This is a genomic window from Micromonospora sp. NPDC005305, assembly GCF_040607315.1.
Classification (GTDB): Bacteria; Actinomycetota; Actinomycetes; order Mycobacteriales; family Micromonosporaceae; genus Micromonospora.
The window spans coordinates 296,592-314,199 of record NZ_JBEXGL010000005.1; the positions used below are offsets into that span (position 1 = coordinate 296,592).

The following is a 17,608-nucleotide window of genomic DNA, read 5'->3' on the forward strand; positions in this document are numbered from 1 at the left end:
CCTGGCGTGCTCCTGTTGGTCCTGCTCGTCGTGCTGGCGCTGGCCGGTTACGTGCTGGCCGGAGTGACAGTCGCGCCGCTGGCCCTGTGCGCCCTCCTCGCCGGCTGCCTGGCCGGGCTGGTGACGGGACTGGCCGAGGCGACGTTCGTCCTCGCCGGGCTGGCCGGGGTGCCCCGCGTACGGACGCCGCGTGACGAATTCACCGGCGCGCGGCGGGGACGGTCCGGGGCGTACCGGCAGGACTACGCCTGGATCCACTACGCCCACCGGCAGGCCGGCTACGACCTGCGACACGTCTCGGAGCGCTGCCGCGACCGGCTAGCCGGCCTGTGGTCCCGCGGCTGGCGGGCGCTGCCCAGACTGCCGCGCTACCATCTGCGCTTCGTGGACCCGCACGTCGGCCCCGATAGCCCGTACGCCGCCCGGTCCCGCACCTGGACGGTGCTGATCGGCTGGCCGCTGCTCGTGCTGCCGGTCGCCGGACTGGCCGGGCTCACCGTTGGTGTGGTGGCCGCGCTGGTCCTGCTCGGCGCGGTCGTCGTCACGGTCGCGGCGCTGGCCTGGCTGTTCGCTGTCGTCTGGACCGGTGTGTTGCGACTGGCCGACGACTGGGGGCGTACCCGGCGCGGCACGGCCCTGTGCTGCCCGCACTGCTACTTCCTTGTCGAGCTGCCCGAGTACCGGTGCCCGGGTGAACACGGGGCGGACGCACCGGCGGGCGCAGATCGGCACCGGATGCTCCGTCCCGGCCTGCGGGGACTCTGGCGGCGGCGGTGTGGCTGCGGATGTGTCCTGCCGGTGCGACTGGCGTCGGCCGGTGGCCAACTCGCCGCGTCCTGCCCCAAGTGCGGGGCGCGCCTCGCCGCCGGCAGCGGCCGGAGCAGCGAGGTCCGCGTCGCCCTGTTCGGCGCGGTCGGCGCGGGCAAGAGCACCCTGGTCGAGTCTCTGGTCACCGGCCTTGTTGCGCTCTTCCCGCCGGAACGCTGCTCGATCAGCCGGCGGGGCCGCGGCCGGGATCCACTGCGGCCGGAGGTGGTCACCGTGACCGTCCTGACCCACGGCGCGAACCAACGGCTCCAAATCTTCGACGCGCCGGGCCGTGGGCTGCTCGACCCCGTGGTCTGCCGGTCGTACGCATACCTGCACGAGACGCGGCACTTCCTCTTCGTCCTTGACCCGCCCGCCGGCGGCGGGGCCCGCGGGGACGCGGCCGACGCGGGTACGCCGGCCGAAGTGCGGCTCGCATCCGAGCCGCTCGAGGCGTACGAGGCGGTGGTGGTGGGCCTGCGGTACCGGGGCGTGGACACCGGCCGGTGCCGGCTGGCCGTCGTCGTGTCCAAGGCCGACGGGTTCCGCTCACTGCCGGCGGGCGGGGTGCCGGGGCCGGCACCGGACGAGGTCCGGCGGTGGCTTGAGGCGCTGGGTCTGGACCACCTGGTGACCGCGGCTGTCCGCGATTTCGCCCAGGTGGGATTCTTCCTCGCCGGCCGGGACGTGCCCGCGGCGGTGGAGCCGCTGCGGTGGCTGTTGCGCGCCGAACCCGCCGTCCGGGGGGAGGTGGCCCGTGCGCTCCGCTGACCTGCCCCCCTCCTACCGGGCGTGGCGGCTGGTGGTGCTCAGCCTGACCGGTGCCGCGGTGATCGGGCTGGCCGCCTGGTCGGTGTGGTACGGACTGCCGCAGGAGGTGCAGCGTTGGGTCGCGGCGGTGTCGGAGACCTGCTGGACGCTGTGGACGATGCTCGGTTAGGTCCGCCCAGTGCGGTGGCCCGGCGCCTCGCGCAGCAGCCGGGCCCGGACCCGGTGGCGCTCGGCCGCCGTCCGGTCACCGACCCGTTCCCAGAGTTCGGCGAGGTCTCGGTGCGCGGCAACGAGCCGGCCGCGCAGGGCACCGTCGGTGGGGTCCTCCCGGAACAGCCGGGTCAGCACGTCGGCGGCTTCGGTCTGCGCCTCGATCGCCGCCTCCGCCGGACCGGTCTCGGCGAGCATCCGCGCCTGCTGGCGCAGCACCTCGGCCAGGTCACCGCCGTACCGGGAAGGGGCGGCGGTCGCCAGGCGGCGGTGCAGGGCGACCACCTCGCGCAGCGCGACCGCCGCGTCGTCCTGCCGGCCGAGGCCCCGCAGGAACAACGCCTGACAGTGGTGGGCGGTCGCCAGTTCGACCGTGGGTGCCGTCGCGGCGTCGCGGACCAGATGCAGCGCCTCCTCGCAGGTGGCCAGCGCCTGCTCTGTGGTGCCGAGGTCGTCGAGGTCCAAGGCCTGCCGGAGCAGGGCCCGACCCAACGCCACGGCGTGGCGGGCCGGGTCGGCGGCGTGCAGATCCCGGTAGTGGCGGACGCACTGGTTCTCGGCGGTCAGGGCGGCGGCCGAGTCACCGTGACGCCGGTGCAGCGCGGCGAGCGCGCCGAGAGCGTCATTCAGCAGGGCCGCGCCGCCGGGTGCTCGCGTCGCCGAGAGGTCACGGCCGTGCGCCACGGCGGCGTGGGCGGCCTCGAACCCCTCGTCGGTGCGGCCGAGGTCGTCCAGCAGCCGGGCCCGGCGGATCTCGGCGGCGCACAGCGGCGCGCGCAGGTCGCCTTCGGCGCCGGGCAGCAGCCGCTGGTACTGCGCCACCGCGCGGTTGCCGGCACTGAGCGCCTGCACCGCGAGGCCGATCCGGGACAGGTGCTCGGCCTGTGCGTCCAGCGTGCCGGCCAGCCGCCGCCCGAGGCGCTCGACGGACTGCGGCGCGGCACGCTCCGCGATGCGCGTCCGCAGCTCGACCTCCTCGGCGAGGACGTCCGTTACGTCGACGGATATCCCGTCGTGCAGCAGCCGGGCCCGGTGCCGGGCCAGCGCCTCCGCCAGCACCGGCAGATAGCGGTCCCGTCCGGCCAGCCGGCGCAGGCCGGCGACGAGTCGTTTCGAGACGGATACCGGCTGGTCGGCGAAGAGGACCCCCGGGTCGGGCATCCCGTCGGCGACCGCGCGCAGCACGGGTTCCGGGGTGCCGGGGTCGGTCACCAGCCTGCGCAGCCGCTCCACCAGCGGGGGCGGCGGCACGGCGGTGCGGGACCGGGTCTGTTCTAGCAGGGCGAGCAGCAGTGGCGGCCGGTCCCGCACCACCGTCCAGATCGTCTCGGCCAGTCGCGGCTCCCGGTGGCAGCCGGGGCCGAGCAGCCTCATCGCCCGCCGCAGCTGGTCGGCCGGACGGTCCGCGAGGATGTCGGTGACCAGCTCGGGGTGGGCCAGGACCGCGGGTACCACGATCTCGGAGCGGAGATCCTCCGGGTTGAGCGGTGCCCAGTATCGGCTGTCGCCGTCGGGGTAGAGCTCGTGCAGCCAGTTCGCCACCCGGTGCAGGGTTTGCCGGTCGGCGGTCTCGTCTGGCCGTAGCCGGGCGATCACCTCGTGGGCGTCGCGGGCGTTGTCGGCGCCGTAGAGCGTGGCGGCGGCAACGTACTCGTCGAGTTCCCCCGGACGGGCGTACGAGATCTGCGCGGCGACCGCGGTCGCCTCCCAGTACCGGCGTTCCTGCGCCAGGTGCCGTACCAGCAGGCGTTGCGCGGTCACCGGCGCCGGTCCCCGGAAGGTGCGCACGAGCATGCGCAGGGCGGTCAGGTGCAGCGAGATCGGTGCGGCGTACCGGTCGTCGCCCACGTCGGGCAGCCGCATCCGGTCCGCGTGCGGGCGCCAGCGTCGCGTGCCGGCGAGCGTGTCCAGCGCTGCGGCGAGGTCGGTCAGGGCATCGCGCAGCGCGGCCTGCCGTTCCTCGCCGGCCGGCCAGGGTGGCGCCAGCCGGTCGATCGTCGCGCCGTGGACCAGGTCCGTCGGGCCGGTGCGGCGCAGTTCCTGCCACCAGTCGCCGGTGGAGCGCGCGACGAGCAGCAGTCGGACCGCCTCCCCCCGGACGGCCCGGGCCAGCTCCCGTCGCACCGCGCCCGGGCGGGTCTCGGCCCGGTCGATCACGACCAGCTCGCCACCCGTGGCCAGCGGGAGGGTGAGGTGAAGCTCCTCGTCGGTCCCGGCGAGCTCGGTGGCGAGCAGTTCGGCCACCAGCCGGGTCTTGCCGACGCCCGGCCCACCGGTCAGCACCCGCAACGACGGGCCCGGTGCGTCCAGCCACCGTCGCAGCTCGGCCAGCTCCCGCCGGCGGCCGGTGCAGCGCACCACCCGTCGCCACGGCGAGAGCAGGTCCGCCGGAGCGGCGCGCGCCGCGACCGGGCCCTCGGTCTCGTCGTCGCCGGGTCCGCCGGGTGTCCCGTCCTGGTCGTGGGGCCCGGCCTGCGCGCGCGTGTCGTCCGGCGGCCCGGTGGAGGTGTCCTCCGGGAGGGCACCCACACGGTCGAGTCGGGCCAGGCCCGTGCGGTTGATGACAGCGAAGGGGCGGCTGTCGGCGGCGACGCCGGGACGGCCGGGGCCGGGTGTGAGCGCGGTGAAGTGGTCCCGGGCCATGCCCAGCCGGGCCTGGACCGTCCGGGAAAGCTGTTCCAGCAGTTCCCCAGCGCGAAACAGTTGCGGGCGGGTCAGGGCGTCCAGCAGCAGCGGCCGCACCCCGTCGACGAACTCGTACCGGCCGGTGCGCGCGTCGACCACCCGCAGCAGCCCGCTGAGGACGACCTCGGCGAGCTGGGACGGCGTGGACCGGCGGAACATGGCCTGCTGGATGTAGCGGATGACGGGCAGCACCGGCTCGCTCATCGCGACGTAGGCGGCGAGCTGGAAGGCATCGGGGGACGCCGAGGCGCGGAACTGCCGGACCCGCTGCGGCGGCTCGGGTGACTGGCCGCGCCGAACGGGAGCGATGGTCGGCCGCGCATCGGTGACCGCGGTGACGGCCTCGGTGACCGCCGGAGCCCCGGCCACGAGCCGGGCCCAGCGGCCGACCCACTGGGAGTCGATCTCGAGGACGGGCACCACCGTGCCCCGCGGCGCCGGTGATCCGTCGAACGCGTCGAACCTGAGGTCGGTGTTGGGCGAGCCGGGTCGGGGCGCGGTGAGCAGGCCCGCCACTGTCGGGGCGCCAGTGCGCGACCACATCCTCTCGGGCAGCGGCTGGAGGATGGCCACCGGCCCGTGCCGCGCCCAGCGGTGCAGCAGGGCGCCGGCGGCACCGGTGCGCCAGATCGGGTCGACGCAGTCACTGACGACGAGAACAACCCGCCGGCCGCTCGGGTCCACCAGTTCGGCCCCGGGACGCGCTTCGTCGCGCCAGGTCGACAGTGCCACCCGGCCGGCGCCGTCCCGGTCGAGGCGCCAACGGGCGACTCGGCGGAAGGCCGCCGAGCCGGAGAGAGTGTCCACGACCTCGGTCGCCAGCTCCCGCCACAGGGTCATCGACGCCGTGGTGTCCACCACCACCGCCAGTTCCAGCCACCGTTCGGTCGCCGGGACCATGACCGCGGGCCAGGGCCGGTCGGCCAGCACATGCTCGGCGACAGCGCGGACGGTCGCCTCCTCGTCGAGGACCCGCTCCCGCGGGGACGGCACCCGCCGCATCAGCGGGCGCAGCGCCCGCTGGAGGCCCAGGCGGTCGGGCAGCGCGGCCGACCGCGGCACCGCGATCTCGTCGGCCCGTACGCTGCCGGGTGATGCCGGCGGCACGTACAGTCGGTTGGACACGGTCCGGGGCGGGGGTGGGTCCGGGGGTGGCGGCTCCGGTGGCCCGGCGGTCACCGGCGGATCGGGTTCGACCGAGGCGGGCGCCACGTCCTGCGGGTCGTCCGTGGGGTCGGGGGGCGCCGGGGCGGGTGGTGCCGCGGCACCCAGGTGACGGCTCAGCCAGAGCGCCTCCGCGAGGTCCCGGGCGGTGGGGTCCCCACCGACCGCGGTGATCGCCCGATGGAGCCGGTCAATCGTCATCGGGCCGGTGGGCCAGATGGGCCATGACCTTCTCGGCGAGCTGGTCCCGGTCGACCCCGGCGGACCGTCCCGCCTGATCGGTCAGGTAGATCGCGTTGAGCAGCTGGTCCGTCGCGAGGCCGCCCTCGTCGCGGCGGGCGAGAAAGGCCCGGATCAGCTCCCCGCTGCTCGGGGCCAGCTCGGCGAGGTGGGCGTCGACGATCCGGGTCAGCTTGTCGGCGTCGGGTTCGGGCAGGGTCGCCTGGATGCAGCGGCGGAGGAACGCGGGCGGGAACTCCCGCTCGCCGTTGCTGGTCATCACGATGATCGGGAAGGTCCGGCAGCGTACCTGACCATGGTGTACGGGAACCCGGATCGTGCTGTCCGCGGTCATCACCCGGGCGTCGGCGGACCGGTCCGCCTGCCGCACCAGCTCCGGGATCTCGTACGAGCCGTCCTCGAAGACGGTGAGCAGGTCGTTCGGCAGGTCCAGGTCGCCCTTGTCGATCTCGTCGATCAGGAGCACGCGGGGGCGGTCCGCCGGCAGCAGGGCGGTGCCGAGAGGGCCCAGGCGGATGAAGCGACCGACGTCCTCAGTCGCGCCGTCCCCGGTCGTGCCCCCGTCCTGCTTCGCCTGGTAGAGCCGGGCCAGCGGATCGTACTGGTAGAGGCCGTCCTTGACGCTGACCCGGCTGGTGATGTTCCACCGCAGTGGCCGGCCCAGCTGCAATTCGTGCGCGACGGCCGAGGCCAGGGTGGACTTCCCGGTGCCGGGGCGTCCGGTGACCAGCAGCGGGCGGCGCAGGTAGATGGCCGCGTTGACCAGTTCGACGGTCTCCCGGTCGGGCCGGTAGTTCCGGCCGCGTCGGACGTCGGTCGGAGTCTCCTCGACCCCGGGGGCGACCGGGGTGGCGTGCTCGTCGAACAGCCGCCAGGGCGGCGGTTCGGGCAGCCGGTCGATGCCGTCGTGCGGGATGCCCGTCCCGTGGTAGATCCACCAGCCCGGTCGCTCGGACACGTCTGCTCCTTACTCCGCCACGCCCAGTTGGACCGGCCGTCGTCGCGGTTCGTCCCACAGCAGTGTCACGTGCCGTCCACAGTGTTCGGGATCGTCGTTCAGTCCAGATTCCACCCGGAGCTTCCGGATCTGCCCGGGCAGCTGGTCGCTGGGTAGGCTGCGCAGGCGTTCGGCCATGTCCCGATGGAATCGGCTGCCGGGGCACGTCGTGGTCGGCTCGGGGTGCGGGTCGCACGCGGTCCGGCGCCACAGCAGCGCCGGCACCCCGCTGGCCACCGCCTGATGCACGTGCTGCTCAGCGGCCCAGCGTCCAGCCAGGCCGAGGGCGACCGGTGCGTCGTCCAGCCACAACCAGGGCGTGAACCGGTCCGGCTCGGGCTCGGTGCTGGCACAGTCCAGCCAGCGCATCGTGGTGTCCAGCGTGCCGGGGTGTTCGCCGAGCTTTCGCGCGCGCTTCTGGATCTCGTGCGGCGCGGCCGAGTCGAACCAGTCCACGTCCCGCACCACGACAGGTCCCTTCCACCCCAACGGTACGGGGTCACCTTTGGCGACCCAGTTCTCCACGTCCCAGCCGAGCAGGCCACGGGGCAGGACGAACTCGACGCCGATCGTTTCGCAGGAGCGGGGGATCCGCGCGTAGGCCAGTGGCAGCTTCTCCTGTACCAGGCTCTGGACCTTCGCCCGGGAGACCTCCATGCTGTCGAGGACCAGTTCGTCGAGTTCGCCTTCGGGGCCCGTCGCTGTCCAGATGGTCAGCGTGTGCAGCCGGCGGGACTTCCCGGTCGAGGCGACCCGTACCACCACCCACGCCTGCCGGGCGACGGTGTCAACGGACGATCCGCCGGTAACGGCCGGGTCGATGCCCCAGCCGTGCCTGCCGGTCCAGTCGTGCAGGTCGTTGCGGCGGTGCGGCGCCCGTTTGGCGACCTCCCGCAGCAACTGCACGACCAGCTCGGAGACCCGCTCCTTGCTGTGCGTGGTGAGCACCGCCACGGACTCCACCACGGCCAGCACCGACGGCAGGGGGCGACGGTGGATCGGTGGCGCGTCGGGCCCGGAAAAGACGCTCAGACGCAGCGTGTGCGCGTCGGGGAGATCGACGTCCTGGAGGATGTCGCGCAGTTCCCGGTACGGGCCGGCCCCGAACGGCCCGAGCGGGATCCGCTCGGCGAGCTGCGGCCACTGCCGGTTCAGCTCGTCGACCGGCAGGATGACCCCGCTGCCGCTACCGTTCGGCCCGGCGCGGTCGGCGGAGATCACCATGCCGATCACCTCGTACGAGCCGGTGACGTAGGCGGCCGAGCCGCTGTAGCCCTCCCGCAGGACGAACCCCCTGCGGTCGAGCGCGCGGGTCTGGCAGGCCCGGCCGGCGAGACGAGGTTGCGGGTCGGCGTGGAAGTAGGAGATCTGGCCGGTCGCGGTGTAGCCGCTGGGGAAACCGAAGGCGGCCAGGTCGTGCCCGTCGAAGATGTCCACCCCGTGCAGTGGCGCCAGCCGAGCCGGGGCCACCGGGACCGCCTCGTCGAGTCGGATCACCGCGACGTCGCCCTCCCCGTCTCCGGGCCGCCACGGACCGCGGAAGACCACCGTTCCCGGCACGGCGTGGTCGCGCCCCAGGGCCAGGAACGACACGGTGGCGTCCGGTCGGTCGCCGACGACGTGCGCGCAGGTCAGCACGTGCCGGTCGTCGACGAGGAAACCGCTGCCGCTGGCCGCGGCAGCGATCCTGGCGTGCCATTCCGGTTCGGGGTTCACCGCCCCGCGGCCTCACTCGGAGTTGACGCGGCGGACCAGGTCAGCTTGACCGTGAGATGGGCGTCCATCCCAGTCTTGGCGAAGACCGCGCCCGCCTCGGCGGTGAAGTTCACGCCGAACTCGATCTCGATGTCGTCCGGACGGTGCACAGCGCTGCGAAAGGTGGCCAACGCCTTCTGCGCAGCCACGTTGATCTCCCGCAGGCCGGTCTCGAAGCGCTTGCGGGCCTCGACGATCTTCTCGTCGTCGAGGCCGGCCTCACCGAATCCAGACTCCTGGCGACGGATCTCGAAGAAGACCTCCTCGCCGTCGTCGGTGCGTACGCGCATCAGTTCGGTTGCCACCACGACCTCCCCCGGGACCGGATCCGTCGATGATCAACCCGCGGCACCCGTGGGCGCTGTCGGATGCCTGACTGAAACGCACCTCATTTCACGTTCCACCGTCACGTGGACGCAGGCGGCGCCGTCCGGCCCCCCCCGAACCGGTCCGATCGGCCGCTCGAGTCGCGCCGTCCCGGCGGCTGGCCTAGTGTCGACAAGGTCAGCTTCCACCAACGGGGGAGGAGGTGCTCCGCGATGGGTCTGAAGACCTTCATCCAGGGCTGGCCGGTCTACCGGCAGCTCACCGGCACCGACCCGCTGGGCCGGGGCGCCGCCGCGCAGTCGGCCCGCTCGGCGGCGCTGACCGCGCGCACCGAGACCGCCGACAGCGTGGCCCGGTCGGTCTGCCCCTACTGCGCGGTGGGTTGCGGGCAGCGGGTGTTCGTGAAGGACGGGCAGGTCACCCAGATCGAGGGCGACTCGGACAGCCCGATCTCCCGCGGCCGGCTCTGCCCGAAGGGCTCGGCCAGCAAGAGCCTGGTGACGAGCCCGCTGCGGCAGACCAAGGTCCGCTACCGCCGGCCGTACGGCACGGAGTGGGAGGACCTGGACCTCGACGTGGCGCTCGACATGATCGCAGACCGGATCCTCGCCGCCCGCGACGAGACCTGGGAGGACGTCGACGACCAGGGTCGCCCGCTCAACCGGACGCTGGGCATCTCCAGCCTGGGCGGGGCGACGCTGGACAACGAGGAGAACTACCTCATCAAGAAGCTGTTCACGGCGATGGGGGCGCTCCAGATCGAGAACCAGGCCCGTATTTGACACTCCGCCACCGTCCCCGGTCTGGGGACCAGCTTCGGTCGCGGCGGCGCGACGGACTTCCAGCAGGGCCTGGTCCACGCTGACGTCATCGTCATCCAGGGCTCCAACATGGCCGAGGCCCACCCGGTGGGCTTCCAGTGGGTGATGGAGGCCAAGAGGCGCGGCGCCAAGGTCTTCCACGTGGATCCCCGGTTCACCCGGACCAGCGCGCTCGCCGACACGTACCTGCCGATCCGGGCGGGCACCGACATCGCGCTGCTCGGCGGCGTGGTGCGGTACATCCTGGAGAACGAGCTGGACTTCCGGGAGTACGTGCTGGCGTACACCAACGCGGCCACGATCGTCAGCGACGACTTCCGTGACACCGAGGACCTCGACGGCCTCTTCTCCGGCTTCAATCCCGAGACCCGGGCGTACGACCAGAAGAGCTGGCAGTACGTGGGGCAGGAGCGCCACGGCGGGGCCGCGGACACCAGCATGGAGCGGGAGACCGCGGCCGCGCTGCGGCACGAGTCGCACGGCATGCCGGTGCTCGGTCAGACCACGCGGGACGAGACCCTCCAGCATCCCCGCTGCGTCTACCAGATCCTCAAGCGGCACTTCGCCCGCTACACGCCGGAAATGGTCGAACGGGTGTGCGGGATCCCGCAGGAGAAGTTCCTGGAGCTGGCCCGGGCCTGGACGGAGAACTCCGGCCGGGAGCGCACCGGCGCGCTGGTCTACTCGGTGGGCTGGACCCAGCACAGCGTCGGCGTGCAGTACATCCGCACCGGGGCCATCATCCAGCTGCTGCTGGGGAACATGGGCCGCCCGGGCGGTGGCATCCTGGCGCTGCGCGGGCACGCCAGCATCCAGGGCTCCACCGACATCCCCACGCTGTTCAACCTGCTGCCGGGCTACCTGCCGATGCCGCACCACGCCCAGCACCCGACCTACCGCGACTGGGTGGACGCCATCCGCCACCCGGGCCAGAAGGGCTTCTGGGGCAACGCCGACGCCTTCGCGGCCAGCCTGCTCAAGGCGTACTGGGGCGACGCGGCGACGCCGGAGAACGACTTCTGCTACGGCTACCTGCCCCGGATGACCGGCGACCACGGGACGTACCAGCAGGTGCTGAACATGATCGACGGCAAGGTGAAGGGCTACTTCCTGCTGGGCCAGAACCCGGCGGTCGGCTCGGCGCACGGCAAGGCCCAACGCCTCGGCATGGCCAACCTGGACTGGCTGGTCGTCCGCGACCTGTTCATGATCGAGAGCGCCACCTTCTGGCGGAACAGCCCCGAGGTGGAGACCGGCGAGATCGTGTCGGAGGAGTGCCGCACCGAGGTGTTCTTCCTGCCCGCCGCCTCCCACGTGGAGAAGGAGGGCACCTTCACCCAGACCCAGCGCCTGCTCCAGTGGCGGGAGAAGGCCGTCGACGCGCCGGACGACTGCCGCTCGGAGCTGTGGTTCTTCTACCACCTCGGCCGGGTGCTGCGGGAGAAGCTGGCCGGCTCCACCAGGCCCCGCGACCGGGCGCTGCTCGACCTGGCCTGGGACTACCCGACGCACGGCCCGCAGGCCGAGCCGAGCGCCGAGGCGGTGCTCAAGGAGATCAACGGCTACGAGGTGGCCACCGGCCGACCGCTGAGCGGCTTCCCGGAGGCCAGGGCCGACGGCTCCACCGCGGTCGGTTGCTGGATCTACTCCGGCGTCTACGCCGACGGCGTCAACCAGGCCGCCCGCCGTAAGTCACGGCACGAGCAGGACTGGGTGGCCGCCGAGTGGGGCTGGGCCTGGCCGGCGAACCGGCGCATCCTCTACAACCGCGCCTCCGCCGACCCGGACGGCCGGCCATGGAGCGAGCGCAAGAAGTACGTCTGGTGGGACCCGGACAAGGGCGAGTGGACCGGCTACGACGTGCCGGACTTCGAGAAGACGAAGGCGCCGACGTACCGGCCGCCCGAGGGCGCGGTCGGCACCGAGGGGCTCGCCGGCGACGACGCCTTCATCATGCAGGGCGACGGGAAGGGCTGGCTGTTCGCGCCGGCCGGCGTCATCGACGGGCCGCTGCCGACGCACTACGAGCCCGTCGAGTCGCCGCTGCGCAACCCGATGTACGGCCAGCAGGCCAACCCGATCCGCAAGGTGTACGAGACCCCGGTGAACCGGATGAACCCGAGCCCGCCGGAGCAGCACAGCGAGGTGTTCCCGTACGTCTTCACGGTCAGCCGGCTCACCGAGCACCACACCGCCGGCGGCATGAGCCGCTTCGTCCGGCCGCTGTCGGAGTTGCAGCCGGAGATGTTCGTGGAGGTCTCGCCGGAACTGGCCGCCGAGGTCGGGCTGGCGCACCTCGGGTGGGCGCACCTGGTCACCGGCCGGGCGGCGATCGAGGCCAAGGTGCTGGTCACCGACCGGCTCACCCCGCTGCGGGTGGAGGGCCGGGTGATCCACCAGGTGTGGCTGCCGTACCACTTCGGCCGCGAGGGCCTGGTCACCGGCGACTCGGTCAACGACCTCTTCGGGATCACGCTGGATCCGAACGTGCTGATCCAGGAGAGCAAGGTGGGCACCTGCGACGTCCGTCCCGGCCGTCGGCCCACCGGTCCGGCCCTGCTCGACCTGGTGGCCGACTACCAGCGGCGCGCGGGGCTGACCCCGGAGCACCGCATCCCGATCATCACCACGGAGGCCGGCGCGGACGGGAGCCACGGATGAGCCTGCTGGAGGGCAACAGCCTCTACGGACCGCTCGACCCCGCGCCGGACGCCGGCTGGACCGACGGCGAGCCCCGGGTGGGCTTCTTCACCGACACGAGCGTCTGCATCGGCTGCAAGGCGTGCGAGGTGGCCTGCAAGGAGTGGAACGACGTTCCCGCCTCCGGCTTCGACCTGCTCGGCATGTCGTACGACAACACCGGCGCGTTGACCGCCAACTCGTGGCGGCACGTCGCCTTCATCGAGCAGCCCCGACCGGCGGGGCATCGCACCCCGCCGTTCGCGGGCGAGCCGGTCGGCGAGGCGGTCAGCCCGGCCAGCGCGGCGGTCGCCGCCGGCACGGCGCAGGACACCGGTACCGTCCCCGGCCTGCCCCCCGGTCAGCCGGAGGCCGCCGCGCGGATGGCCACCGGGCCGGAGTTCCTCGGCATGCCCGGCGCCCAGCCGCCCGGGCGGGCCACCGGTGCCGACACGCGCACCGACTTCCGCTGGTTGATGATGTCGGACGTCTGCAAGCACTGCACCCATGCCGCCTGCCTGGACGTCTGCCCCACCGGGTCGCTGTTCCGCACGGAGTTCGGCACGGTGGTGGTGCAGGAGGACATCTGCAACGGGTGCGGCTACTGCATCTCCGCCTGCCCGTACGGGGTGATCGACCAGCGCAAGGGCGACGGGCGGGCGTGGAAGTGCACGCTCTGCTACGACCGGCTGGGTGCCGGGAAGACGCCGGCGTGCGCGCAGGCCTGCCCGACCGAGTCGATCCAGTTCGGGCCCCTGGACGAGCTGCGGGAACGCGCCGCCCAGCGGGTGGCGCAGCTGCACGACCGGGGGGTGCCGGAGGCCCGCCTCTACGGGCACGACCCGACCGACGGCGTCGGCGGCGACGGCGCGTTCTTCCTGCTCCTCGACGAGCCGGAGGTCTACGGCCTGCCGCCGGACCCGGTGGTCACCACCCGGGACCTGCCGAAGATGTGGAAGCGGGCCGGGCTGGCGGCCCTGGCCATGGCGGCGGCGGCCGTCGCCGCGTTCGTCGGAGGTTCATCGTGAGTCCGGCCCGCCCGGTGGGCGACCTGTTCCGCCGCTTCCGCGACCGGATGGCCGTCGAGGGCCCGCACCGCCTCGGCGGCCCGGGCGGGCACACCGGCCACGGCGCGAAGGTGACGCCCACGCCGGACCCGGCGCGCGGTAACGGCGGCTCGTGGCCGGGCGCGGACGGCGGCCCGGTAGCGGCCGGCCGGGAGCGCGGCAGCCGCGCCACCGCGCGCGACCCGGGCCCGGCCCGGACCGACGCCGAGGCCCGGGAGGCGGGCCTCGCCCCGTATCCGCCGCGCGACGTCGAGCCGGCCGGGCGACCCCGCCGGCGCGGCGGCCGGGGCGGGGAGCAGCTCACCGTGCCACCGGCGACGTTCACCTCCTACTACGGGCGGCCGATCCTCAAGGCGCCGGTGTGGAAGTGGGACATCGCCGCGTACCTGTTCACCGGCGGGCTCGCCGCCGGGTCGTCGCTGCTGGCCGCCGGCGCGCAGCTCACCGGGCGGCCCGCGCTGCGCCGCGCCGGCCGGGTCACCTCGCTGGCGGCCGTCAGCGCCAGCGCGTACTTCCTCGTCAACGACCTGGGCAAGCCCAGCCGGTTCCACCACATGCTGCGGGTGGCGAAGCTGACCTCGCCGATGTCCGTGGGCACCTGGATCCTCACCACGTTCGGCCCCGCCGCCGGTGTGGCCGCGGTCGCCGAGGCCGCGCCCTGGCTACCTGAGCGCGGGTTGCTCGGGCTCGGCCGGAGGCTGCTGCCGCCGGCCGGGAACGCCGCCGGGCTGGTCGCCGCGGTCACCGCTCCGGCCCTGGCCACGTACACCGGGGTGCTGCTCGCCGACACGGCGGTGCCGTCCTGGCACGAGGCGTACCCGGAACTGCCGGTCATCTTCGCGGGCAGCGCGCTGGCCAGCGGGGCCGGCGTCGGGCTGCTGGCCGCGCCCACCGGGCAGGCCGGGCCGGCGCGGCGGCTCGCGGTGGCCGGCGCGGCGCTGGAGCTGTGGGGCGCGCACCGGGTGGAGACCCGCATGGGTCTGCTCAGCGAGCCCTACGCGACCGGCACCGCCGGGAAGCTGCTGCGCGCCGGGCGGACGCTCACCGCCGCCGGGGTGCTCGGCGCGCTGGTCGGGCGCCGCAGCCGGGTGCTGTCCGGGCTCTCCGGCGGGGCGCTGCTCGCCGCGTCCGTCTGCACCCGGTTCGGGATCTTCCACGGCGGGGTCGCCTCGGCGAGGGACCCGAAGTACACCGTGGTGCCGCAGCGGGAACGGGCCGGGCGACGGGACAGCCCGGGAACAGACGTCAGCGGGCCGGGCGCCGGCCCGAACGGGGGATAGGCAGGACAGGCGCCGGCCCATGAGCCGATACGGGGGTACCGCTCATGGCCACAACAGCCGCGAATCCGCGGGGGAATCCAGCACCGACGCGAGGCCGCTGGGGCCTTGTCGTCGCTGCCGTGCTCGTCCAGCTCGCGCTGGGCGCCGTCTACGCCTGGAGTGTGTTCAACAAGCCGTTGCAGGACGAGTTCGGGTGGAGCAAGGCCGAGGTGGTGCTGCCGTTCGAGGTGGCGATCGGGACCATCTTCATCGGCAGCCTGGTGGGCGGGCGCATCCAGGACCGGCGCGGGCCCCGGGCGGTGGCGCTGGGCGGCGGGATCCTCTACGCCGTCGGGACCATGCTGGCGTCGCTGGTGTCGTCGCGCGACCAGCTGTGGCTGCTGCTGCTCACCTACGGCGTGCTGGGCGGCATCGGGCTCGGCGCCGCGTACATCACGCCGATCGCCATGCTCAGCAAGTGGTTCCCCGACCGGCGCGGGCTGATCACCGGGATCGCCGTCGCCGGCTTCGGCTTCGGCGCGGTGGTCACCGCGCCGGTGGCGAAGGCGCTGCTGGCCGGGACCGACCACAAGACCAGCGTCTTCCTGCCGCTGGGCATCGCCTACCTGGTCGCGGTGCTGCTGGGGGCGTCGTTCTTCCGCGACCCGCCGGCCGGTTACCAGGTGCCGGGCTTCACCCCGGCGGTCGGTGGCCGGGCCGTCGCCGGCACCAAGGTCTACACCTTCGGCGAGGCGCTGCGCACCCGGCAGTGGTACCTGCTCACGCTGATCCTCACGCTCAACGTGACCTGCGGTATCGCGCTGATCTCCCAGGCCGCGGACGCCGCGCAGGCGGTGGCCGGTGTCGGCGCCGCGACCGCCGCCGGCCTGGTCGGCATCCTCGGCCTGTTCAACGGTGGCGGGCGGGTGCTCTGGGCGTGGCTGTCCGACCGGATCGGCCGGATGACGGCGTTCATCGGCATGCTCGCGTTGCAGGGCGTCTGCTTCCTGATCCTGCCGCACGCCTCCGCGTTCTGGCTGTTCGCGGTCCTCGCCGCCCTGGTCTACCTGGCCTACGGCGGTGGCTTCGGCACCATGCCGGCCACCGCCGCCGACTACTTCGGCACGCCGAACGCCGGCGCCATCTACGGGGCGATGATCGTGGCGTGGAGCATCGGGGGAGTGGTGGGTCCGCTGCTCACGGCGCTGCTCTACGACGCCAGCGGCAAGAGCTACACCCTGCCCTTCACCGTCATCGGCATCCTCGCCTTCGTCGCGCTGGTGCTTCCGCCGGTCACCCGCCTGCCCACCACTCCCGGCGAGCCACGACCCCACTTCCAGACGCCCGGGCCCTGATCCGGTGCGCTTCCCGCCCTCGCCGGGCGGCCGGAGATCACATGTGGTTAGGTGCTGGGTGGAGGCGTTCAGGCGGCTGGTGCCCCTCCCGGTCTTCAAAACCGGAGTGGTCCGGGACCCGGGCCAGGCGGGTTCGATTCCCGTCCGTCTCCGCCAAGCTGTCCCCTGGGAGACCCGATGCGTGACGTCGACCCGCGGCGGCGGGTGCCGCGCACCGACGCGCTGCTCGCCGACCCGGCGCTGGCCGCCGCGGCCGGCACGCTCGGCCGCGACCGGGTCAAGGCCGCGATCGTCCGGGCGCAGCGGCGGGCCCGCGCGGGCGAGCTCACCCCCGAGCAGGTACGCGACGCCGCGCTGGCCGACCTGCCCGCGCCGGCACCCCGGGCGGTGCTCAACGCCACCGGCGTCGTGCTGCACACCAACCTGGGCCGGGCGCCGCTGGCGGGCGCCGCCGTCGACGCCCTGGTGGCCGCCGCCGGGCACACCGACGTGGAACTGGACCTGCGCACCGGGCGGCGGGCCCGGCGCGGCCGCGAGGCGCTCGACGCGCTCGCCGCCGCCGTGCCCGACGCCGGGGCCGTGCACGTGGTCAACAACGGCGCGGCCGCCCTGGTGCTGGCCGCCACCGCGCTCGCCGCGGACCGGGAGATCGTGGTCAGCCGCGGCGAACTCGTCGAGATCGGCGACGGGTTCCGCCTGCCCGACCTGCTGGAGAGCACCGGTGCCCGGCTGCGCGAGGTGGGCACCACCAACCGCACCGCCCTCGCCGACTACGCCGCCGCCGTCGGCCCGCGCACCGGCTTCGTGCTCAAGGTGCACCCGTCGAACTTCCGGGTCACCGGCTTCACCTCGGCCGTGCCGGTCGGCGACCTGGCCACCCTCGGCGTGCCGGTGGTCGCCGACATCGGCTCCGGGCTGCTCGCCCCCGACCCGCTGCTGCCCGACGAACCGGACGCCGGGACCACCCTGCGCGCCGGCGCGCACCTGGTCACCGCCAGCGGCGACAAGCTGCTCGGCGGGCCGCAGGCCGGCCTGCTGCTCGGCGCGGCGGACCTCGTCGAGCGGCTGCGCCGGCACCCCCTCGCCCGGGCGCTGCGGGTCGACAAGCTGACCCTGGCCGCGCTCGCCGCCACCCTGCACGCGCCGACCAACCCGACCCGGGAGGCCCTGCACGCCGAGCCGGGCGCGCTGCGCGCCCGCACCGAGCGGCTCCGCGACCGGCTCGGCGAGGACGGCTGCAAGGCCGAGGTGGTGCCCAGCGCGGCGGTGGTCGGCGGTGGCGGCGCCCCCGGGGTAGAACTCGACTCGTGGGCGCTGAGCCTGCCCGAGCGGTACGCCGAGCCGCTGCGCGGTGGCACGCCGCCGATCCTCGGCCGGGTCCTGCACGGCCGGCTCCTGCTCGACCTGCGCTGCGTGCCCGCCGCCGCGGACCCGGACGTGCGGGCGGCGATCCTGCGGGTCGGGGCCTGAC

At 74.0% G+C, this 17,608-nt stretch carries 11 protein-coding genes and 1 tRNA gene; 8 read left to right on the plus strand and 4 right to left on the minus strand.

Going from position 1 to position 17,608, the window contains the following annotated elements:
- The first annotated feature begins 6 nt into the window (after positions 1–6).
- A complete protein-coding gene (locus tag ABZS80_RS11670; RefSeq protein WP_355055666.1) occupies positions 7–1,578 on the plus strand; it encodes a hypothetical protein in 1,572 nt (523 codons plus the stop codon).
- Positions 1,565–1,747, plus strand: coding sequence for a hypothetical protein (locus ABZS80_RS11675; RefSeq protein ID WP_355055667.1), 183 nt, complete (start codon positions 1,565–1,567; stop codon positions 1,745–1,747). Before ABZS80_RS11670 ends, ABZS80_RS11675 begins: the two co-directional genes overlap by 14 nt.
- Here ABZS80_RS11675 and ABZS80_RS11680 read toward each other — a convergent pair.
- Genes ABZS80_RS11680 through ABZS80_RS11695 form a run of 4 tightly spaced genes read right to left on the minus strand, consistent with a single transcriptional unit; the run spans position 1,744 to position 8,934 of the window.
- A complete protein-coding gene (locus tag ABZS80_RS11680; protein WP_355055668.1) occupies positions 1,744–5,838 on the minus strand; it encodes a tetratricopeptide repeat protein in 4,095 nt (1,364 codons plus the stop codon). The two genes, ABZS80_RS11675 and ABZS80_RS11680, sit on opposite strands and share 4 nt — an antisense overlap.
- Positions 5,828–6,835, minus strand: a complete 1,008-nt coding sequence (locus ABZS80_RS11685; RefSeq protein WP_355055669.1) for a MoxR family ATPase — start codon at positions 6,833–6,835, stop codon at positions 5,828–5,830. Before ABZS80_RS11685 ends, ABZS80_RS11680 begins: the two co-directional genes overlap by 11 nt.
- Before the next feature lie 9 nt (positions 6,836–6,844).
- On the minus strand, positions 6,845–8,590 hold the full coding sequence (locus ABZS80_RS11690; RefSeq protein ID WP_355055670.1) for a trypsin-like peptidase domain-containing protein: 1,746 nt from the start codon (positions 8,588–8,590) through the stop codon (positions 6,845–6,847).
- Entirely contained in the window at positions 8,587–8,934 is a 348-nt protein-coding gene (locus ABZS80_RS11695; protein WP_355055671.1) for a CU044_2847 family protein, read from the minus strand. Before ABZS80_RS11695 ends, ABZS80_RS11690 begins: the two co-directional genes overlap by 4 nt.
- A gap of 234 nt (positions 8,935–9,168) precedes the next feature.
- Between ABZS80_RS11695 and fdh the strand changes: the two genes are divergently transcribed.
- The 6 genes from fdh to selA all read left to right on the plus strand — a co-directional run bounded on the left by fdh (position 9,169) and on the right by selA (position 17,607).
- Positions 9,169–12,438 carry a formate dehydrogenase gene (gene fdh / locus ABZS80_RS11700; protein WP_355055672.1) on the plus strand — a complete coding sequence of 1,090 codons (3,270 nt, stop codon included), beginning with the start codon at positions 9,169–9,171 and terminating at the stop codon, positions 12,436–12,438.
- A 2-nt stretch (positions 12,439–12,440) separates the two neighbouring features.
- Positions 12,441–13,484 carry a 4Fe-4S dicluster domain-containing protein gene (locus ABZS80_RS11705; RefSeq protein WP_355055743.1) on the plus strand — a complete coding sequence of 348 codons (1,044 nt, stop codon included), beginning with the start codon at positions 12,441–12,443 and terminating at the stop codon, positions 13,482–13,484.
- Positions 13,481–14,803 carry an NrfD/PsrC family molybdoenzyme membrane anchor subunit gene (gene nrfD, locus ABZS80_RS11710; protein ID WP_355055673.1) on the plus strand — a complete coding sequence of 441 codons (1,323 nt, stop codon included), beginning with the start codon at positions 13,481–13,483 and terminating at the stop codon, positions 14,801–14,803. The genes ABZS80_RS11705 and nrfD overlap by 4 nt, the downstream gene beginning before the upstream one ends.
- A gap of 119 nt (positions 14,804–14,922) precedes the next feature.
- Complete coding sequence (locus ABZS80_RS11715; protein WP_355055674.1) at positions 14,923–16,137, plus strand: OFA family MFS transporter; 1,215 nt, start codon at positions 14,923–14,925, stop codon at positions 16,135–16,137.
- Between the two features lie 60 nt (positions 16,138–16,197).
- Positions 16,198–16,293: transfer RNA gene (locus tag ABZS80_RS11720), tRNA-Sec, on the plus strand.
- A gap of 21 nt (positions 16,294–16,314) precedes the next feature.
- Positions 16,315–17,607, plus strand: a complete 1,293-nt coding sequence (selA, locus tag ABZS80_RS11725; protein ID WP_355055675.1) for an L-seryl-tRNA(Sec) selenium transferase — start codon at positions 16,315–16,317, stop codon at positions 17,605–17,607.
- The last annotated feature ends 1 nt before the right edge of the window (position 17,608 follow it).